The sequence below is a fragment of the Bacillus sp. FSL K6-3458 genome (genome assembly GCF_038005045.1).
GTDB classification, from domain to species: domain Bacteria; phylum Bacillota; class Bacilli; order Bacillales; family Bacillaceae; genus Bacillus; species Bacillus altitudinis.
The window spans coordinates 1,770,115-1,789,433 of record NZ_JBBOSI010000001.1; the positions used below are offsets into that span (position 1 = coordinate 1,770,115).

The following is a 19,319-nucleotide window of genomic DNA, read 5'->3' on the forward strand; positions in this document are numbered from 1 at the left end:
CGGTTGCCTTTTTCGAAGGGCAATCGTTTTTTACTCATTTAATTCACGGTTTTTGAGTGGATTTTTGTTTCATTCGGACGAAGATGCGCTATAATATGATGAGTTATGAAATTGATATACATAAAGTAAAGATTCGCTCTCTCTATTTAAAGGTGGTGAGTACAATCGAGTTAAATAAACGGCAAGAGCAGATTTTACAGATTGTCAAAGAGAATGGTCCGATCACTGGAGAGCATATCGCCGATCGGCTGAACTTAACAAGGGCTACCCTCAGACCGGATTTAGCCATTTTAACGATGTCTGGCTTTTTAGAAGCAAGACCAAGGGTCGGCTACTTTTTTACAGGCAAAACAGGCACGCAGCTTCTGGCAGATAAGCTGAAAAAACTTCAAGTGAAAGATTTTCAGTCCATTCCGGTCGTGATACACGAAAATGTTTCGGTTTATGATGCGATTTGTACGATGTTTTTAGAGGATGTGGGCACATTATTCGTTGTGGACGATCACTCTATTTTAACAGGCGTGTTATCAAGAAAAGACCTCCTTCGAGCAAGTATTGGGAAACAAGAGCTTCCATCTATACCTGTCCATATTATTATGACAAGAATGCCGAACATTACCGTTTGCCGCAAAGAAGATTTTATTATGGATGTGGCCAAGCACTTGATTGAAAAGCAAATAGATGCACTTCCTGTTATAAAAGATACGGATAAAGGCTTTGAAGTGGTCGGCAGAATTACGAAAACAAACATGACGAAAATACTTGTTAGCTTATCAGAGAACGAAATTATCTAATTACAGAAGACTGCGAGGGGATGTTATGAGTAATCGCGTAATTTTTGTTGTATCAGATTCAGTAGGAGAAACGGCAGAGCTCGTGGTCAAAGCGGCACTTAGCCAATTTGATGGCGGCTCATCCGACCATTCAAATATTAGAAGAATCCCATATGTAGAGGATGTCGGTACGATTAAAGAAGTGATTTCATTGGCTAAAGCAGATAATGGGATCGTTTGCTTTACTCTTGTTGTGCCAGAAATGCGCCAATTCTTAATAGAAGAAGCAGAAGCGAATGGCGTCGTGTACTATGACATTATCGGTCCACTTATTGATAAAATGGAGACGGCATATGGAAATGAAGCGAAACATGAGCCAGGTCGTGTACGTCAATTAGATGAGGACTATTTTAAAAAGGTAGAAGCCATTGAGTTCGCTGTGAAATATGATGATGGCCGGGACCCAAGAGGTATTCTAAAGGCTGATATTGTGCTGATTGGTGTATCGCGTACGTCTAAGACACCACTTTCTCAATACTTAGCACATAAACGCTTGAAGGTAGCAAACGTTCCGATTGTTCCTGAAGTTGATCCGCCAGAGGAGTTATTCTCAGTTGATCCAAAAAAATGCATCGGCCTGAAAATTAGTCCAGACAAACTAAATCATATCCGTAAAGAACGTTTAAAATCACTCGGTTTAAATGACCGTGCCATTTATGCGAATATCGAGCGGATTAAAGAGGAACTAGAATATTTTGAAAAAGTGGTTGACCGCATTAACTGTCAAGTTGTTGATGTATCGAATAAAGCAGTTGAGGAGACAGCAAATGTCATTCATCAAATGCTGACCAAAAGAGGTTCCGAATAAACTCAGGATGCTCCTCCTGGGTTTTTCCTATGGTGGGAATCGGGTAAACAAAAACAATGGCATATTTGCTGCATTTGTATTATAATAAAAAATTGTGATAAAATGATTGATTTTAGGTTTAAGTTAAGTCAAGAACGAATAAACTAATATTGGCAGAAGTCAAGTGATTCTGAACATAACTTTTCGACAAAATGAGTTTTACTGTTGATTGCTTTATGGGGGAAAAGTATGGTCTTTTTGCTTCTCTAAAGCAGGAATAAGGTGGAGGGATGGAGAATTAGTCACCTGAATGAACGTAAAAAAGAAAGGACGATTTATGTCGATGCAGATGCTTGTCCTGTAAAAGACGAAATCCTTTCTGTCGCATCTCAATTTCAAGTACCTGTGACTTTCATTGCTTCATATGAGCATTTTCAAACCAAACGATCACCACTTGAAGATTGGCGGTTTGTTGATACACATAAGGAAGCAGCAGATTTAGTCATTGCGAACTTAGCTGTCAAGCACGATATTGTTGTCACCCAGGATATTGGTCTGGCCTCCTTACTGCTTCCAAGACAAGTCATTGTTCTGTCTGAAAGAGGACGAATGTACACAAACGAAACAATTGATTTTGATTTGGAACGCAGGCATGTTTCCAGTAAACAGCGAAGAAAAGGTGTATACGGAAAAGGTCCCAAAAAGCTTTTAGAAGAGGATAAAAAGCGATTTATTGCCCAACTACAAAAAATCCTGTCGAATCATGAAGGATTTTTGAATTAAAAGGCGAATAATGTACGACGGAGTGTTATTAGGATGAGCAAACGTATACCAGATGAACTTTTGGAGCAAATCCAAAAAAACGCAGACATTGTCGAAGTGATTGGAGAATACGTACAGCTTAGAAAACAAGGTCGGAATTACTTCGGTCTTTGTCCATTCCATGGTGAAAATACTCCTTCATTCTCTGTTTCAGCAGATAAGCAAATCTTCCATTGTTTTGGCTGTGGTGCAGGAGGCAATGTATTTTCGTTCCTCAGACAAATGGAAGGCTACTCATTTATTGAAGCCGTTTCACATGTTGCTGATAAGTACCATATTGATTTGCCGGATCATGTAGCGAATGCGCAGATCAGTTCCTCACAACAAGAGGATACAGCAGATCATAAAATGATTGAGGCGCATGAGCTTCTTAAGAAATTTTACCACCATTTGCTGGTAAATACAAAGGAAGGTCAAAACGCACTCGATTATTTAAGGTCCAGGGGCTTTACGGATGAAACAATTGCCAAGTTTGAGATCGGGTATGCTCTCGACTCGTGGGATTTCGTGACCAAGTTTTTAGAAAAACGAGGGTTTGATCCTGCGATGATGGAGAAGGCTGGTCTTTTGATTCAACGAGAAAACGGCACAGGTTTTTTTGACCGCTTTAGAGATCGTGTCATGTTTCCAATTCATGATCATCACGGGACGGTCGTCGCTTTTTCTGGAAGATCACTTGGTGATCAGCAGCCAAAGTATATGAATAGTCCTGAAACGCCACTTTTTCATAAAAGTAAGCTGCTTTATCACTTTCATGACGCGCGTATGCATATTAGAAAACGCGAACGTGCAGTCCTTTTCGAAGGATTTGCTGACGTCATCTCGGCTGTCACAAGTGGTGTTGGCGAAAGTGTTGCAACAATGGGTACGTCTTTAACAGAAGAGCACGTAAAGCTTCTTAGGCGGAACGTTGAAGAGATCATTTTATGTTATGACTCTGACACGGCCGGGTATGAAGCGACCATGAAAGCATCAGATTTGCTTGGAAAAAGAGGATGTAAAGTTCGCGTTGCCATGATACCAGATGGACTTGATCCAGATGATTACATTCGTAAATATGGCGGCGAGAAATTTAGGAATGACATCATAGATGCAAGTGTGACATTAATGACATTTAAGATGAATTTTTTCCGAAGAGGAAAGAATTTGTCTGACGAAGGAGACCGCCTGACTTATATGAAGCAGGTTCTCCGAGAAATTAGCCGATTAAACGGTTCCTTGGAACAAGAGATTTACATGAAGCAGCTGGCTGGGGAGTTCTCCATTTCACTTGACTCATTAAAGGAGCAATTGGAGCTTTTTGAAAAGCAGCAGCGACAAGAGGCCAAGAGCTCGCAAGAAGAAAATGGACTTGAAAAGCGGCGTGCACATCTGTCAACACAGGTAAGACGAAAACGTCTAAGGCCGGCATATGAAAACGCAGAGCGAATGCTCCTTGCACATATGTTGAAAAATGATGACGTGATCCGAAAAGTGCTTGATAGGATAGGGTTTGAATTTAATATAGATTCGCACAGAGCGCTGGCAACATACATTTATGCATTGTATGAAGAAGGCAAGGAGCCGACCCCGCAGCATCTGATGAACCGTATAGAAGATGATGTGATCAATCAGCTCCTGACGGATATATTCATGATTCAAGTTGGAGACGAACTAAGTGAAGCTGAATTAAGTGATTATGTAAAAAAAGTGTTGAATCATCGGAATTTGTCAATGATAAAGGAAAAAGAACTAGAACGTGCAGAGGCGGAGAGGCAAAAAGATTTCTTCAAAGCGGCAACACTTGCAAAAGAAATTATTCAGTTGAACCGTTCGCTGAAGTAATACGTCTACTATTTATGACAAGACTTACGGCTGGCAATGAATCCTTTAATGGGAGGAGCATAAGACCGCAAGCATCTTGCCTTCATCATTATTTATTTTATTCCTATTTGCTCATTCTGTTTGATAGAGAGAAAGGCAGAGCAGAAGCAAATCGCAAGTTACTTTAGAATTCGTTGCAAGCTTTGGAAGGAGGGATCCATAATGGCTGATAAACAAGCCCACGAAACTGAAACTGAATTAACCTTTGAACAGGTGAGAGATAAGCTCACTGAAACGGGTAAAAAACGGGGCGTTTTAACATACGAAGAAATTGCAGAGCGTATGTCTAGCTTTGAAATTGAATCAGACCAGATGGATGAATACTATGAATACTTAGGCGAACAGGGTGTAGAACTCATCAGTGAAAATGAAGAGACTGAAGACCCAAATGTTCAGCAGCTGGCTAAGGCAGAAGAGGAATTTGACCTGAATGATTTAAGCGTACCACCAGGTGTCAAAATTAATGATCCTGTTCGTATGTACTTAAAAGAGATCGGGCGCGTCAATTTGCTATCTGCTAAAGAAGAGATTACGTATGCTCAAAAGATTGAAGAAGGCGATGAGGAATCAAAAAGAAGATTAGCGGAAGCGAACCTTCGTCTCGTTGTCAGCATTGCGAAACGTTATGTTGGTCGTGGTATGCTGTTTCTTGACTTGATTCAAGAAGGAAACATGGGGCTCATGAAGGCGGTTGAGAAGTTTGATTACCGCAAAGGATACAAATTCTCAACATATGCGACTTGGTGGATTAGACAGGCGATCACACGTGCGATTGCCGATCAGGCGAGAACAATCCGGATCCCGGTTCATATGGTGGAAACCATTAATAAATTAATCCGTGTTCAAAGACAGCTTCTACAAGATCTAGGTAGAGAACCAACGCCAGAAGAAATTGCGGAAGACATGGATTTAACACCAGAGAAAGTAAGAGAAATTCTTAAAATTGCGCAAGAGCCAGTATCTTTAGAAACACCTATTGGTGAGGAAGATGACTCGCATCTTGGTGATTTTATCGAAGACCAAGAGGCGACTTCTCCATCAGACCATGCTGCCTATGAGCTCTTAAAAGAGCAGCTTGAAGATGTATTAGATACGCTAACGGACCGTGAAGAAAATGTGCTGAGACTGCGTTTCGGACTAGATGACGGAAGAACACGCACATTAGAAGAGGTAGGAAAGGTGTTTGGCGTAACAAGAGAGCGTATTCGCCAAATTGAAGCGAAAGCTCTTCGTAAATTAAGACACCCAAGCAGAAGTAAACGATTAAAAGACTTCTTAGAATAGAAACCGGACGGATCTTGAGAGAGATCCGTTCTTTCTTCATCAAAATGAAAACGCTTTTTTGATCTGATTATATTTTACTGAATAACAAATGAATTTGCAACGTTCTTAGAGAAAAGATGTATAAAAAATACATCTAAATGTGCTGAAGGCTTCTTTTCTCATTTTGAATCATTTTTGTCTAATCTGTGAACTTGACCAAAGTTTTGTATCATAATTCGTTTACTTTTTGTAAAATTAAAGTAGAATTAGAATTGTTTGCATAGTCTCAAAGGGGTTTTTCACAAAGGGGAGGATGAAAGAAATGAAACGGAATCCACTTATACCATTCTTATTGATTGCCATTTTAGGTATTGGACTCACTTTTTTCTTATCAATGAAGGGGCTGAAAGATGAAGACAAAATTGCCTCTGGGGGCAAAGAGCAAAAGCAAGAAGAGACCGCAAATGCGACGCCGGAAGAATTGTATAAGCAGAACTGTATTAGCTGTCATGGGGAAAACTACGAAGGTGGCGCTGGTCCTGCATTAAAAGGTGTTGGCGACAAGCTTGAAGTAGCAGACATCAAGAAGAAAATTCAAGAAGGCGGAAATGGGATGCCGGGCGGGCTAATCCCGAATGAAAAGCTCGATGAAATGTCAGAATGGGTATCCAAAATTAAATAATAAAGCGCAAAAAGCTCTTTTTCATCAGAAGAGCTTTTTTCATTTGAAAACGACTTTTAAAAAGTCCATAATTTATATAAGATAGACAAGTATGAACATTAAAGAAAAGTAGTGATATGGATGAATGAAATGAATTTGTCAAAACGATTAAAAAGAGTCGCAGACTTTTTACCAAAAGAGGCGGTCTTTGCTGATATTGGCTCAGATCATGCCTATTTGCCATGTTATGCGATATTACATCATAAAGCATTGAAAGCCATTGCTGGTGAAATTACTGATGGACCGCTTCAATCTGCGAAGCAGCAAGTACATAGGCTTGAATTAGATGAGCAGATTTCAGTCAGAAAAGGAAATGGCCTTGAAGTGATTGAAAAAGGCGAGGTGAATGCTGTTACAATTGCAGGAATGGGCGGGGCACTCATTGCAAGCATTCTAAATGAAGGTAAACACAAGCTCACAGGGCAGGAGCGGCTTATTCTTCAGCCTAATATTCATGCCCACCATATTCGTTTATGGCTCTATCAAGAGGGGTATGAACTGATGGATGAAGTGATTTTAGAAGAGGATGGCAAAATATACGAAATCATCATTGCCGAAACTGGCGACAAAGATAAAGCTTATGAAGGCATGTCGATTGAAACAGGCATGCTCGTTGGTCCGTTTCTTGCCAAAGAGCAAAATGATGTCTTCCGGCGCAAATGGATGAATGAGCTACAGCACATGGAGCATATAGAAAGCCAGATTCAACAAGCAGCGCCGACGGAAGAGAACAAAGAACGTCTGAAAGAGCTGAATGCGAAAATAAAAATTCTAAAGGAGGTTTTGACTGTTGGCTAAAACAGTGAACGGGCATGAAATCATCCAATTATTTGAGCAATTTTCACCAAAGGCATATGCGGTGGAAGGTGATAAAATCGGGCTCCAGATTGGAACGCTGAATAAAAAAGTGACCAATGTCATGATCACCTTAGATGTATTAGAAAATGTGGTAGATGAGGCAATTGAGCGGAAGGTGGATCTCATTATTGCCCACCATCCGCCAATTTTCCGTCCATTAAAACATGTGGCGACAGATCAGCCGGCAGGACGGATCATTGAGAAATGCATCAAACATGATATTGCGGTGTATGTAGCACATACAAACCTGGATGTGGCTGATGGAGGAGTCAATGACTTGCTTGCAGACGCTTTAGAGCTCGGGGAAACAAAAGTGCTAGTTCCAACATACGAAGATCCAATTAAGCAGCTAGCCTTGTATGTCCCAGTGGAATTTGAAGAGGCCATCAGGACGGCTTTAGGAAATGCGGGAGCTGGCCATATTGGAAACTACAGTCATTGCGCTTTTTCAAATGAAGGGACAGGCAGTTTTCTGCCATCAGAAGAAGCTGTGCCATTTATTGGTGAGACGGGTAAATTGGAATTTGTGAAAGAAGTACGAATCGAAACCATTTTCCCAGCAAGTATTGAAAAACAAGTGATTCGTGAAATGATCAAAGCACACCCTTATGAAGAAGTGGCTTACAGTGTACACACGACAGATCTTCCTCCTATTCAAAAAGGCCTTGGCTGTATTGGAGAATTAAAAGAACCTATGACACTTAAAGACTTCACTCAATTTGTGAAAACGAAGTTAGATGTGAATGGAGCGCGTTTTGTAGGAGATCAGGAAGCGGTCGTGAAAAAAGTAGCTGTGCTTGGAGGAGACGGAAATAAATATATCCATCAAGCGAAAAGAATGGGGGCAGATGTGTACGTGACTGGCGACCTTTATTTCCATGTCGCTCACGATGCCATGATGCTCGGACTGAATGTAGTGGACCCAGGTCATTACGCAGAAAAGATCATGAAAGAGGGAGTGAAGACAAAGCTAGAATCGCTATGTACAGATAAAAAATATGATGTGCAATTCTTTGTATCAGAATCAAACACAAACCCGTTTCAATTTGTGTAAGCAAAAACGTCAGAGCATAGCAGCTCTGACGTTTTTTTATTTCTTTGTTTTCACACGAGGTAATATCTTAGAAAGAGGAACCGTCCGTTCAATTTTCCATGTCGATTCATCATCAGGTTCGTAGTTTTCTAAGAAACGAATGACTTCTTTTGTAATAGGTGTTGGTGTGGAAGCACCTGCAGTAACCGCAACTGTTTTTACCCCTTGGAGCCATTCAAGCTTTAACTCACTGAGATCACCAATTCGGTAAGCCTGCGTTCCTGCAATCTCCATTGACACTTGCGCCAGACGATTTGAGTTATTGCTTTTTGGATCGCCGACCACAATGGTCAGATCGGCTTGGCCTGCTTGCTGTGACACAGCTTCCTGACGTACCTGTGTCGCAAGGCAGATCTCTTGATGGTACTCGACGTGAGGATATTTTTCTTTAATGAGCTCCATCAGATCATGAACATCCCACTGAGACATTGTCGTCTGATTGGTGATGAGCAGTTTATCTGACGTTAAATCGAGCGCTTTAATATCAGCTTCTGTTTCGACAAGGTGCACTTTGTCAGGTGCAACACCGACGGCTCCTTCTGGCTCAGGGTGACCCTTTTTCCCGATATAAATAATGTCATATCCATCAGCTGTTTTTTCTGAAATGAGTTCATGTGTTTTCGTGACATCTGGACAGGTCGCATCAATGGCGACAAGGCCTTTTTCTTCTGCAATTTGACGGACTTCAGGAGATACGCCGTGAGCGGTGAAAATCACTGTGCCACTTTCAACCTGTTTTAAAATATCCAGACGGTTTGGTCCGTCCAGTGTGTAAATTCCATCTTCTTCGAAGGCATCTGTGACATGTTTGTTGTGCACAATCATACCTAATATATAAATTGGGCGTGGCAAGTTTTTATCAAGTGCGGCATTTTTAGCAATGACCATTGCATCTACAACGCCATAGCAATAGCCACGCGGCGAAATTTTAATTACATTCATTTATTCGTCCTCCTGTAGGGAAGTGCTGCTAGAGAAGAACAATATAAAAAGCCGTGAAAAACGGCTTTTGATCATTCTCTTCCTTCATTATAGCCAAAGTAAGCGCATATATCAAAGATTGTTATACATGGGAAACACTTCGCCTTTAAAAGATCACTAGACATATAGTTTCGGAATGGAACTACCCGATCTTTTTTTCGGTTTTGCTTCAGGAGCAGCTGATGTGTGTACAGTGGTTTTTTTGACAAGGATGTCCTCTGGTTCTTCTTCTTTTCCTTCTTCTATTTCATCATCAACCGGTGCTGTTTGTTCGTGCGGAACGTCTGTTTCTGCAGTGATTTCTTTTGGTTCTTCGTCTGCATCATTCGTATTTGTTTCATCGTCATCCGCACTGCCAAGCTGGCTATAGAGTTTAATCATGGCAGGCAAATTTCTGACTAAAGGACCGTATTGCTGAATCATAGGCGTGAATTGCTGCGCCATTCCGAGTACTTTTTGAACATTTCCTAACATGCTTGAAAGGTTCGCAGGGTTTGCGAAGCTCTGGATTCCTTGTAATCCCGCACCACCTCCAGCTCCAGAGATCCCTGCTCCTCCAGCTCCAGGAAGAAATTTTGCCAGCATGCCCTTAATTCCGGCTCCGCCGCCTAGTGCACGGCTTTCGCCTCCAGGAATGCCACCCATCCCGCGTAGACCGCCGCCTTGTACAGACGGAGAGCGAGGCATCATTTGTTGAAATTGGTTGCCTTGCCCTTGAAAAGGCTGTTCGATCGGAGCTTGCTGTCTCCGTTGAAAAATCCCGGGCTGTCCGCCATTTCCAAGGTGCCGGCGTGAGGGGCGATGCGGCTGAAAATCGCCCATAGGCCTTTGCCCTAACATACTTGTACCTCCCTTACTGCATTCTCTTTCTCTTCATAGGTTATGCAGGGAAGTATCATTTGGTTTCCTGTGAGAAAAGCGGACATGGTTTTTTTGCTGAAAATCAGCTATAATGAGGAGATGAGCAAAAAGGCATTGCCTTAAGGAGTGAAAACATGAAAGAAACGAAATTTACGACATATGAATTAAAGTCTTTTATTATAGATGCTATTCATGAACTGGGTTTTTATGAGCCGACTGATATTCAAAAAAGAATCATACCTGCTGTTTTAAAAGGTGAAAGCGTGATTGGACAGTCTCAAACAGGAACAGGGAAAACCCATGCGTATTTATTGCCGCTTATTCATTCAATTGATCCAAGCAAAGAGCAAGTACAAGTGGTCATTACTGCACCAACACGAGAATTAGCGAATCAAATTTTTAAAGAAGCACAAACGATCTTAAAAAATACGCCTCCAGAAGAAGAAATCAAGGCAAAGCTTTACATTGGCGGAACGGACAAGCAGAAATCGATTCAAAAGCTAAAGAATCAGCCGCACTTAGTGGTCGGCACTCCTGGACGTATTGCTGATCTTATTCATGAGCAAGCGCTGAATGTGTACAAAGCAACATCTCTTGTCATTGATGAAGCAGACCTTATGCTAGATATGGGCTTTTTAGAAGATGTGGATCGTATTGGTTCACAAATGCCAGAACAGTTGCAAATGCTCGTGTTCTCAGCAACTATTCCAGAAAAATTAAAACCTTTCCTCAAAAAATATATGGATAATCCGAAATATGCACATGTTGAACCGAAACGCATTACGGCTGAAAACATTCAGCATATTTTAGTTCCATCTAAACAACGAGATAAATTAAAATTACTTCATGAAATGGTGACGAATGTACAGCCTTATTTAGGGATCATCTTTGCCAATACGAAATCAACTGTTGATGAAATTGCCTCATTCCTACAGGAAAAAGGAATGAAAATTGGGGTCCTTCATGGTGGTTTAACGCCTCGTGAACGTAAAAAAGTGATGAAACAAATTGAAGATTTGGAGTTCACATATATTGTGGCATCTGATCTTGCTGCCCGCGGGATTGATATTAAGGGCGTCAGCCACGTGATTAACTATGAGCTCCCATCCGATCTTGATTTTTATGTTCACCGTGTGGGAAGAACGGCTCGCGCTGGTTCATCTGGCATTGCGATGACCATTTATGATCTCGCAGATGAGGATGCACTCGTTCAAATTGAAAAAATGGGTGTTGTGTTTGAAAACAAAACGATTGTTCATGGCGAATGGCGAGATGCAGATGATCGTTTGAAGCGTCAAAGACGTAAAAAAGCACCAAATGAAATTGAAGAAAAAGCAAAACGTCTTGTCAGAAAACCGAAAGCCGTCAAACCTGGATATAAAAAGAAAATGACACGTGAGATGGATAAGATCAAAAGACAAGAACGTAGAAAGTCAAAGCGTAACGGAAAGTAGGGGGACACATTGTTGAAAATTGGATCACATGTATCCATGAGCGGAAAACATATGCTACTTGCAGCGAGTGAGGAAGCTGCCTCTTATGGTTCAAATACTTTTATGATTTATACAGGCGCACCACAAAATACGCGCCGTAAAAAAATTGAAGATCTCAATATTGAAGCTGGACAAGCGCATATGAAAGAGCATGGTATGACAGATATCGTCGTTCATGCACCGTATATTATCAATATTGGGAACACAGTGAATCCAGCGACATTTGAGCTTGGAGTGGACTTCCTTCGCTCTGAGATAGAGCGTACAGAAGCGCTAGGTGCAAGACAAATTGTTCTTCATCCAGGTGCACATGTCGGAGCAGGTGCAGATGCTGGAATTCAAAAAATCATTGAAGGTCTCAATGAAGTCATTGTGAAGGGGCAGGAGGTTCAAATTGCGCTGGAAACAATGGCGGGAAAAGGATCAGAGTGCGGGAGAAGCTTTGAAGAGCTTGCCCAAATTATTGACGGTGTGACACATAACGAAGCACTTTCTGTTTGCTTTGATACGTGTCACACGCACGATGCAGGTTATCCCATTGTGAGTGATTTTGATGGAGTTTTAGAAGAATTTGATCGAATTGTCGGGATCGACCGAATCAAAGTTCTTCATATTAATGACAGTAAAAATGTACAAGGCGCAAGAAAAGACCGACATGAAAATATCGGTTTTGGAGAAATTGGTTTTGATGCCCTGAGCTATATCGTTCATCATCCACAGCTTCAAGATGTGCCGAAGATTCTAGAAACGCCTTATGTAGGTGAAGATAAAAAGAACAAGAAACCACCTTATAAATTCGAAATTGCGATGCTGAAAGAAAAGCAATTTGATGAAGGTTTACTAGATAAGATTACGGGTCAATAAAAAGTGCATGCAATGTGATGAGGTGCCGCTAAATGCGGCCCTTTTTTGCCTAATTTGTGAATTGATTAAACAGATCATTGACGGTCTGTGCTGTCTGTTTAGACGTAATCGCTTCCACTTGCTTAAGCAGCCGGTTGCGCTCTGCATCATTAAAAATATTGACGTTTTTCCCATTCATGAGTTTGGCGACCTCTGCAGCCTGATTGGATGTTAAGCTGACCCCATACTGTTTCGCATACCTTAACAAGTCATTTGCTGTGATCTGATTCAGACGCTGCAACACAATTTTTTGAATTAAAATCAATTCCATTCCTCCCTTCTGTATCAATGTATGGGCGAAAACGGAAAATGTGCAAAAAATTTTATTTTACTCTGTGAAATGATAAAATAGTAAAGTGAATAAAATGTTCATTGAAAACTAAACATGTGTAGAAGGGAGAACGTATGGCAAATAGTAAACAGCATAAAAAGGAATCAGTGCCTCATTTTATTTTGAGAATTTTTCTGATTCTAGTAGGAGCTGCATGTGCAGCAGTCAGCATTGAATTATTTTTAGTGCCAAACAATATTATTGATGGAGGCATCATCGGTATTTCGCTTATTTTGGATTATCTTTTTACGGATAACCCATTCATTAATTTCGCGACGATTGTTGTCATTTTAAATATTCCATTTATGATATCAGGATACAAACATATTGGGAAAACCTTTTTGGTTTCCACTGTGATTGGGATTGTCAGCTTGGCCGTGATTGAATCTTCACTTCATCATGTAGAAGCATTTACGACGCAGCCGATTTTAGCTACTGTATTTGGAGGGCTGTTACTCGGGTTTGGCGTTGGGCTTGTGATACGGAATGGAGGCTCAATGGACGGAACGGAAATCTTAGGAATTCTTCTGACGAAAAAAATTCCTTTCTCCGTCGGTGAGTTTGTCATGATCGTCAATGTGTTCATTTTTATTTGGGCGGGCTTTGTCTTCGGACCGGAGCAAGCTATGTATTCTGTCATGACATATTATTTGGCAATGAAAACAATTGATGCTGTCATTCAAGGACTAGATGAAACAAAAGCGGTCATTATCGTTTCGGATTATTATGATGAAATTTCAGATGCGATCCTTCATCGTCTCGGCAGGGGAACCACCAAGCTTAGAGGAAAAGGCGGTTATACCGATGAAGAAAAAGATGTCATTTACGCCGTCGTGACAAGACTTGAAATTACGAAGCTGAAATCTATCGTGTTTGAAATTGATGGTCAAGCCTTTATTACGATTATGGATACGCATGAAACAAAAGGCGGTAAATTCAAAACAGCCATTCATTAGCTTTTATTTTACTTTTTTATCTTTCTTTTATATAATGAAATGTATGTATGGACAAAGAAAATGGCTTTTGCCATTTTCTTTTTGTTGTATAAATCGTAATCATTCTTTTTATATTGGATTAAAGGTGGAAGATTTATGGCAAAGCCAATTATTGAAATGAAGGACATTTCGTATTCATATGGACAGCGAAATGTCATTGATCACATTCATTTAACGGTAGAGGAAGGAAACTTTCTAGCACTTGTTGGACCGAATGGATCTGGTAAAACAACCTTATTAAAATGCCTGCTTGGCTTGATTAAACCCCAGCAGGGAGAATTGAAGCTCTTTGGCACACCTGCTCAAAAATTTAAAGACTGGGATCAAATTGGATTTGTTTCTCAAAAGGCGAATAGCTTTAATACAGGGTTTCCTGCTTCTGTATACGAGGTCGTGGCAAGTGGTTTAACGGCGAAGATTGGTTTATTCAAACGCATGAGTAAGCAGGATAAGCTTCAAGTAGATGAGGCCATACGCTCAGTTGGCATACAAGACTTAAAACATCAAAACATTGGTGAGCTTTCAGGCGGTCAGCAGCAGCGTACATTTATTGCCCGTGCACTCGTCAGTCAGCCGAAGCTGCTTATTTTAGATGAGCCGACTGTGGGTGTAGACCAAAGAACAGTAGAGGGCTTTTATCAGCTGTTAGAAACATTGAACAAAGAAAAAGGAATGTCTTTAATTCTCGTTACACATGATGTAGGAACCGTTTCTGACAAAGTCACACATGTGGCTTGTTTAAATCAGACACTTCATTTTCATGGAGATGCGGAAACGTTTGATTCGATGGATGATCAGGCGCTTTCTCAGTTTTACGGGCATGACATTCAAGTGATTCATCACGATCATCACCATCATGGGGGACATGAATAATGCTATTTCCATTTTTTCATTATGAATTTTTACAAAATGCGTTTATCGCAGGTATGCTGATCGGCTTTATTGCGCCCTTACTTGGTGTATTTATTGTCGTGAGAAGGCTCTCTCTCATCGCAGATGCACTTAGTCACGTGTCACTTGCTGGGATAGCGGCAAGTTTATTCCTTGATAAAAAGTTTGGACTTTTGACAGGGGTTAGCCCGCTTTACTTAGGAATGGCTTTTTCTGTGGCTGGCTCGTTGTTTATCGAACGTCTGCGCTCTGTGTATAAACATTATCAGGAGCTGGCGATTCCCATTATTTTATCAGGTGGTATTGGGATCTCTGTTATTTTCATTTCACTTGCAAATGGTTTTAATACAGATTTGTTCAGTTATTTGTTCGGAAGTGTCAGTGCGGTTTCAAGGCTTGATCTTTGGATTATTGTTGGGATCTCACTTGTCGTTGTATTAGTGGTTGTGCTCTTATATAAAGAATTGTTTTTGCTTTCTTTTGATGAAGAACATGCAAAGGCTTCTGGTATTTCAGCTAAGTGGATTCATTTTATTTTTATTTTAGTCGTTGCACTTGTCATCGCAGCATCGATGCGTATTGTCGGTACACTCCTAGTGTCCGCACTCATGACACTGCCAGTTGCGGCAAGTATTCGGATTGCCAAAGGGTTTAAACAGGCAATTTTCCTTTCCATCTTATTTGGGGAATTGTCTGTTATGGTCGGCTTGATTTTAAGTTATTATCTTGATTTAGCGCCGGGTGGAACCATTGTGATGCTGTCTATCTTGATTTTAATCGGGTGTATTAGTATTGGGAAATTCAGAAGGGGGAATCATCATGAACGTACAAGAAGCGCTTGATTTATTAAAGGAAAAAGGCTATAAATATACAAGCAAACGTGAAGATATGCTTCAATTGTTTTCTGATTCTGATAAATACTTGACCGCTAAAAATGTATTAACAGCATTAAGTGAAGATTACCCAGGGCTTAGTTTTGATACGATTTATCGAAACCTGTCTTTATATGAAGATCTTGGGATATTAGAGACAACGGAATTATCAGGGGAGAAACTGTTCCGTTTTAAATGTTCGTTTTCCCACCATCATCATCACTTTATTTGTTTGACGTGTGGTAAAACAAAGGAAATCGACGCTTGCCCTATGGACAAGCTTGATGCTGATCTAGAGGATTATCACATTAGCGGACATAAATTTGAAATTTACGGAACGTGTCCTTCTTGCGAACCGAAAGAAGTTCATTCATGAAAGAAGCCAGCCGATGGGCTGGCTTTTTGTTTTGTTATATTGAAAACGTTTTACAAAGGATAGCTGTTTCATTAAAATGAGAACAATAGATCATCTATAGAAGCAGATTTGAGTCTTTAGAAATAGGGGGAGTGGTCAAAGGTGGCACATTATGTTGTTTTCGATGTAGGCGGAACAAAAACAAAGCATGGGGTCATGGATCGAAATGGTGAGCTGATCACGAGCGGCGACTACGAAACAAACTGCCGACAGCTTGAGCCGTTTTTAGAGGACATGGAGAACGTGGTGAAAGAGTATCAAAGGACTTGGGATATCAAAGGGATTGCGATGAGTCTTCCAGGTTTTGTTGACAGTCAAACGGGTTATACGGAATTTGCAGGAGCGATTATTGCTTTAAATGGCCAAAATGTCAAAACGCTTTTGGAAGAAAAAACATCACTTCGTGTAGAAGTAGAAAATGATGCGAACTGTGCAGCGCTGGCTGAAAAATTTAGTGGTCATGCGAAAGAGTGTGACAGCTTTATATGTATGACGCTAGGGACTGGTGTCGGCGGCGGTATTTTTGCTGGTGGCGAGCTTGTTCGCGGTGCCTCTTTTCGCGGCGGTGAATTTGGTATGATGCTGACAGAAACAGAAAATGGTCAGTTTACCACACTCAACAGCAGTGCTTCGACAGCTGGATTGATACGAAGTTACAAAGAGCAGCAGGGCATTCCACAAAGTCAGCAAATCGACGGTCAAGAAATCTTTGAAAAAGCCAAGCATGATCCGGCCATTGAGAAGATGATCGATCAGTGGTACAAACGAATCGCAATTGGTATTTACAATGTGGCAACAGTTCTCAATCCAGAGAAAATCCTCATTGGCGGGGGCGTGAGTGCAAGGCCCGATTTGATTCCAAACATTGAGAAACATTTACATACTTTGCATGCATGGAAAAACATACAGGTGACACTGGAAACGTGCTATTACTTCAATCAGGCAGGTATGATGGGTGCACTTTATCATTTTTTAATAAAAGAAGGACATCATCGTACAATCAAAAAGCCGATACATTAAACGTATCGGCTTTTGATCTGTTTTAGTAAGCAGTTTGCAGACGCTTTTCATACTGTTTGATCCATTGGGATGCTTCTTGCCAGTTATTAACGCGAATGATCCGTTCATCAATTGGCATTTGATTATACGGTGAGTTAAACAGAATCACTGGAATGTCAGCTTCTTTTGCAATCATTGTGGCATTGCCATGGTGATCTTCAAAAAACACATCGATCTTATGTTTTTGAACAGCTTCCACCTTATGATGTCCGCCAACAAGCTCGATATCGTCGTAATGGACATGATTCTCCTCAAACCATTTGTAGGTGATGTCTGAGTGATGCTGCCTTCTGGCTGTGATATAAATCAATTGATGATGATGTTTCATTTGATTGAGGATTTCTTTTGCACCCTCGGCAGGCTTTGCCTGTTTATAAATAAGAGGCTCATACTCATTCATCCAGCCCCAAAATTCTTCATTTGAAATCTTTAAAAGCTTCGTCAAATCATATTCCGTCATATCATCTAGTGTGATGTCACATTGAAACGACTCATTTAAGTAGGGGACAAAGGTGTCCTGCGCCGTGACTGTGCCATCGATATCAATTCCTAAACGTAACATGCCCACACTCCTCATATTTATCCTCTTAAAGTGTAACATAATCAATTCACAATTCCAGCAAGTTTTAGCAAACATGAAACAGACATTTTTGCTCATACTAAAAAAGCTCCTTTCTATTAACCAAAAGGGGGAATTGATCATGGAAAGAGACGAAGATTTCAGAAGAAATGATCGTGAAATCGACACACACTTTAGTAATGATGATGGCTATTTAGAGGAAACAGCTGCTGAATTAGCAGAGCCATATCAAGCATCAAGAGATCGTGAAGACAGAAGAGAACGTGACCATGTAGGTGACGATTCAGGCAGTAAGGGGATAGGCTATACAGCACTCGCGATTGCGATTATCTCACTATTTGTCTTGCCGGTGCTATTAGGGGTAGCGGCAATCGTCGTTGGTTATATTGCAAGAAGAAAAGGAGCACATGCGCTTGGCGCGTGGTCAATCGGGATCGGAATCGTTTCCGTCATCCTAGGCATCTTTATCACCCCGTTCTTTTAACAGGACAGGAACAGAAAACGCCTGACAGTGATGTCAGGCGTTCTTTGTTATGCGTTCGCTTGTTTTGCTTTTTCAGCTTCCATTTTTGCATAATGTTCTTCAGCGATTTTATCGATTTCTTTTTTCAGTTCTTCGACCATTGTTTCTTCTGGCACTTTCCGAACGATTTCACCTTTGCGGAATAAGAGGCCTTCACCTCTAGCGCCAGCGATGCCGATATCAGCTTCACGCGCTTCACCTGGACCGTTTACAGCACATCCGAGAACAGCTACTTTGATCGGTGCTTTAATTTTAGAAATATATTCTTCGACTTCATTTGCAATGCTAATGAGGTCAATTTCAATTCGTCCACAAGTTGGACATGAGATGAGTGTTGCTGCATTAGATGCAAGGCCAAATGATTTTAATAATTCACGTGCCACTTTGACCTCTTCGACCGGGTCAGCACTTAATGAAATACGGAGTGTGTTACCAATCCCCATATTCAAGATTGCGCCAAGACCAGCTGCACTTTTGACCGTACCTGCAAATAACGTACCTGATTCTGTAATCCCAAGATGAAGAGGATAATCAAAGGCTTTTGCTGCTTTTTCGTATGCCTCAATCGCAAGGTTTACATCAGATGCTTTCATACTGACAATGATGTCATGAAAGTCTAGGTCTTCTAAAATTTTAATGTGATGCAGTGCACTTTCAACCATACCATCTGCTGTTGGATAGCCGTATTTATCAAGAATCTTTTTCTCGAGCGAACCGGCGTTTACCCCAATACGAATTGGAATGCCTTTTTCTTTTGCCGCTTTCACAACAGCTTCGACTTTTTCTCGTCTTCCGATGTTTCCTGGGTTGATACGAATTTTGTCTGCACCTGCCTCAATGGCTTTCAGTGCAAGCTTGTAGTCAAAATGAATGTCGACAACAAGGGGGATGTTGATTTGTTTTTTTATGTCCGCAATCGCATTTGCTGCACGCTCATCTGGGCATGCGACACGCACGATTTGACAGCCAGCTTCTTCTAAACGTTTAATTTCAGCTACTGTCGCTTCGACATCATGTGTTTTGGTTGTCGCCATACTTTGAATGACGACTTCATTGTTTCCACCTATAGTTAAAGGTCCCACTTTGACGGGACGCGTTTTTGTACGATGTGTGACTTCACTCACTTGTCAATCGCTCCTTAGTGTACATGCAATTCGTTTGCAGTGTACGACGTG

Annotated in this window: 21 protein-coding genes; 16 read left to right on the top strand and 5 right to left on the bottom strand. The window is 41.0% G+C overall.

Going from position 1 to position 19,319, the window contains the following annotated elements; genetic code table 11:
* Window positions 1–155: 155 nt before the first annotated feature.
* The 8 genes from MHH23_RS09450 (at window position 156) to MHH23_RS09485 (ending at window position 8,201) form a co-directional block, all read left to right on the top strand.
* Entirely contained in the window at window positions 156–794 is a 639-nt protein-coding gene (locus tag MHH23_RS09450) for a helix-turn-helix transcriptional regulator (RefSeq protein WP_024423017.1), read from the top strand.
* A 25-nt stretch (window positions 795–819) separates the two neighbouring features.
* The gene (locus MHH23_RS09455) at window positions 820–1,641 is read left to right on the top strand and encodes a pyruvate, water dikinase regulatory protein (RefSeq protein WP_008342399.1); all 822 of its coding nucleotides are present in this window, start codon (window positions 820–822) and stop codon (window positions 1,639–1,641) included.
* Between the two features lie 261 nt (window positions 1,642–1,902).
* The gene (locus MHH23_RS09460) at window positions 1,903–2,403 is read left to right on the top strand and encodes a YaiI/YqxD family protein (protein WP_008342395.1); all 501 of its coding nucleotides are present in this window, start codon (window positions 1,903–1,905) and stop codon (window positions 2,401–2,403) included.
* 33 nt (window positions 2,404–2,436) lie between these two features.
* A complete protein-coding gene (dnaG, locus tag MHH23_RS09465) occupies window positions 2,437–4,266 on the top strand; it encodes a DNA primase (protein WP_008342393.1) in 1,830 nt (609 codons plus the stop codon).
* 201 nt (window positions 4,267–4,467) lie between these two features.
* The gene (gene rpoD, locus MHH23_RS09470) at window positions 4,468–5,589 is read left to right on the top strand and encodes an RNA polymerase sigma factor RpoD (protein ID WP_008342392.1); all 1,122 of its coding nucleotides are present in this window, start codon (window positions 4,468–4,470) and stop codon (window positions 5,587–5,589) included.
* 301 nt (window positions 5,590–5,890) lie between these two features.
* Window positions 5,891–6,250 (top strand): cytochrome c550, encoded by a 360-nt coding sequence (gene cccA / locus MHH23_RS09475; RefSeq protein ID WP_008342390.1) that lies wholly within the window; start codon window positions 5,891–5,893, stop codon window positions 6,248–6,250.
* A gap of 120 nt (window positions 6,251–6,370) precedes the next feature.
* Window positions 6,371–7,087, top strand: a complete 717-nt coding sequence (locus MHH23_RS09480) for a tRNA (adenine(22)-N(1))-methyltransferase (RefSeq protein WP_047945475.1) — start codon at window positions 6,371–6,373, stop codon at window positions 7,085–7,087.
* On the top strand, window positions 7,080–8,201 hold the full coding sequence (locus MHH23_RS09485; protein ID WP_340959411.1) for a Nif3-like dinuclear metal center hexameric protein: 1,122 nt from the start codon (window positions 7,080–7,082) through the stop codon (window positions 8,199–8,201). Before MHH23_RS09480 ends, MHH23_RS09485 begins: the two co-directional genes overlap by 8 nt.
* Window positions 8,202–8,237: 36 nt before the next feature.
* On the opposite strand, the gene MHH23_RS09490 is transcribed toward MHH23_RS09485, so the two are convergent.
* The gene (locus MHH23_RS09490; RefSeq protein ID WP_007501283.1) at window positions 8,238–9,182 is read right to left on the bottom strand and encodes a 4-hydroxy-3-methylbut-2-enyl diphosphate reductase; all 945 of its coding nucleotides are present in this window, start codon (window positions 9,180–9,182) and stop codon (window positions 8,238–8,240) included.
* Window positions 9,183–9,338: 156 nt separating this feature from the next.
* Window positions 9,339–10,061 carry a VrrA/YqfQ family protein gene (vrrA, locus tag MHH23_RS09495; protein ID WP_073413909.1) on the bottom strand — a complete coding sequence of 241 codons (723 nt, stop codon included), beginning with the start codon at window positions 10,059–10,061 and terminating at the stop codon, window positions 9,339–9,341.
* Between the two features lie 155 nt (window positions 10,062–10,216).
* Between vrrA and MHH23_RS09500 the strand changes: the two genes are divergently transcribed.
* Both MHH23_RS09500 and MHH23_RS09505 read left to right on the top strand, forming a co-directional pair.
* Entirely contained in the window at window positions 10,217–11,536 is a 1,320-nt protein-coding gene (locus MHH23_RS09500) for a DEAD/DEAH box helicase (RefSeq protein WP_024718822.1), read from the top strand.
* Between the two features lie 9 nt (window positions 11,537–11,545).
* Window positions 11,546–12,439: a deoxyribonuclease IV gene (locus MHH23_RS09505; protein WP_017358005.1), complete on the top strand. Its 894-nt coding sequence runs from the start codon at window positions 11,546–11,548 to the stop codon at window positions 12,437–12,439.
* A gap of 49 nt (window positions 12,440–12,488) precedes the next feature.
* On the opposite strand, the gene MHH23_RS09510 is transcribed toward MHH23_RS09505, so the two are convergent.
* The gene (locus MHH23_RS09510) at window positions 12,489–12,743 is read right to left on the bottom strand and encodes a DUF2624 domain-containing protein (protein WP_008342377.1); all 255 of its coding nucleotides are present in this window, start codon (window positions 12,741–12,743) and stop codon (window positions 12,489–12,491) included.
* Between the two features lie 140 nt (window positions 12,744–12,883).
* Between MHH23_RS09510 and MHH23_RS09515 the strand changes: the two genes are divergently transcribed.
* The 5 genes from MHH23_RS09515 (at window position 12,884) to MHH23_RS09535 (ending at window position 17,002) form a co-directional block, all read left to right on the top strand.
* Window positions 12,884–13,765: a YitT family protein gene (locus MHH23_RS09515; RefSeq protein ID WP_017367617.1), complete on the top strand. Its 882-nt coding sequence runs from the start codon at window positions 12,884–12,886 to the stop codon at window positions 13,763–13,765.
* Between the two features lie 135 nt (window positions 13,766–13,900).
* Window positions 13,901–14,677 carry a metal ABC transporter ATP-binding protein gene (locus tag MHH23_RS09520; RefSeq protein ID WP_008342368.1) on the top strand — a complete coding sequence of 259 codons (777 nt, stop codon included), beginning with the start codon at window positions 13,901–13,903 and terminating at the stop codon, window positions 14,675–14,677.
* On the top strand, window positions 14,677–15,537 hold the full coding sequence (locus tag MHH23_RS09525) for a metal ABC transporter permease (protein ID WP_007501274.1): 861 nt from the start codon (window positions 14,677–14,679) through the stop codon (window positions 15,535–15,537). The genes MHH23_RS09520 and MHH23_RS09525 overlap by 1 nt, the downstream gene beginning before the upstream one ends.
* A complete protein-coding gene (locus MHH23_RS09530; RefSeq protein WP_003217433.1) occupies window positions 15,515–15,943 on the top strand; it encodes a Fur family transcriptional regulator in 429 nt (142 codons plus the stop codon). The genes MHH23_RS09525 and MHH23_RS09530 overlap by 23 nt, the downstream gene beginning before the upstream one ends.
* A gap of 141 nt (window positions 15,944–16,084) precedes the next feature.
* Window positions 16,085–17,002 carry an ROK family protein gene (locus MHH23_RS09535; RefSeq protein WP_268430305.1) on the top strand — a complete coding sequence of 306 codons (918 nt, stop codon included), beginning with the start codon at window positions 16,085–16,087 and terminating at the stop codon, window positions 17,000–17,002.
* Between the two features lie 22 nt (window positions 17,003–17,024).
* Here MHH23_RS09535 and MHH23_RS09540 read toward each other — a convergent pair whose 3' ends face one another.
* Complete coding sequence (locus MHH23_RS09540; protein WP_008342361.1) at window positions 17,025–17,603, bottom strand: 5' nucleotidase, NT5C type; 579 nt, start codon at window positions 17,601–17,603, stop codon at window positions 17,025–17,027.
* Window positions 17,604–17,742: 139 nt separating this feature from the next.
* On the opposite strand from MHH23_RS09540, the gene MHH23_RS09545 reads away from it, so the two are divergent.
* Window positions 17,743–18,105 (top strand): DUF308 domain-containing protein, encoded by a 363-nt coding sequence (locus MHH23_RS09545; protein ID WP_159145808.1) that lies wholly within the window; start codon window positions 17,743–17,745, stop codon window positions 18,103–18,105.
* Between the two features lie 47 nt (window positions 18,106–18,152).
* Here the strand turns inward: MHH23_RS09545 and ispG are convergent, their stop codons facing one another.
* A complete protein-coding gene (gene ispG, locus MHH23_RS09550; RefSeq protein ID WP_008342357.1) occupies window positions 18,153–19,268 on the bottom strand; it encodes a flavodoxin-dependent (E)-4-hydroxy-3-methylbut-2-enyl-diphosphate synthase in 1,116 nt (371 codons plus the stop codon).
* Window positions 19,269–19,319: the final 51 nt, after the last annotated feature.

Excerpts from the sequence above, each read along its gene's own strand:
- MHH23_RS09455 (WP_008342399.1), top strand. The coding sequence starts at position 820 with ATGAGTAATCGCGTAATTTTTGTTGTATCAGATTCAGTAGGAGAAACG.
- dnaG (WP_008342393.1), top strand. The coding sequence starts at position 2,437 with ATGAGCAAACGTATACCAGATGAACTTTTGGAGCAAATCCAAAAAAAC.
- rpoD (WP_008342392.1), top strand. The coding sequence starts at position 4,468 with ATGGCTGATAAACAAGCCCACGAAACTGAAACTGAATTAACCTTTGAA.
- cccA (WP_008342390.1), top strand. The coding sequence starts at position 5,891 with ATGAAACGGAATCCACTTATACCATTCTTATTGATTGCCATTTTAGGT.
- MHH23_RS09480 (WP_047945475.1), top strand. The coding sequence starts at position 6,371 with ATGAATGAAATGAATTTGTCAAAACGATTAAAAAGAGTCGCAGACTTT.
- MHH23_RS09490 (WP_007501283.1), bottom strand. The coding sequence starts at position 9,182 with ATGAATGTAATTAAAATTTCGCCGCGTGGCTATTGCTATGGCGTTGTA.
- vrrA (WP_073413909.1), bottom strand. The coding sequence starts at position 10,061 with ATGTTAGGGCAAAGGCCTATGGGCGATTTTCAGCCGCATCGCCCCTCA.
- MHH23_RS09500 (WP_024718822.1), top strand. The coding sequence starts at position 10,217 with ATGAAAGAAACGAAATTTACGACATATGAATTAAAGTCTTTTATTATA.
- MHH23_RS09515 (WP_017367617.1), top strand. The coding sequence starts at position 12,884 with ATGGCAAATAGTAAACAGCATAAAAAGGAATCAGTGCCTCATTTTATT.
- MHH23_RS09520 (WP_008342368.1), top strand. The coding sequence starts at position 13,901 with ATGGCAAAGCCAATTATTGAAATGAAGGACATTTCGTATTCATATGGA.
- MHH23_RS09525 (WP_007501274.1), top strand. The coding sequence starts at position 14,677 with ATGCTATTTCCATTTTTTCATTATGAATTTTTACAAAATGCGTTTATC.
- MHH23_RS09530 (WP_003217433.1), top strand. The coding sequence starts at position 15,515 with ATGAACGTACAAGAAGCGCTTGATTTATTAAAGGAAAAAGGCTATAAA.
- MHH23_RS09540 (WP_008342361.1), bottom strand. The coding sequence starts at position 17,603 with ATGTTACGTTTAGGAATTGATATCGATGGCACAGTCACGGCGCAGGAC.
- MHH23_RS09545 (WP_159145808.1), top strand. The coding sequence starts at position 17,743 with ATGGAAAGAGACGAAGATTTCAGAAGAAATGATCGTGAAATCGACACA.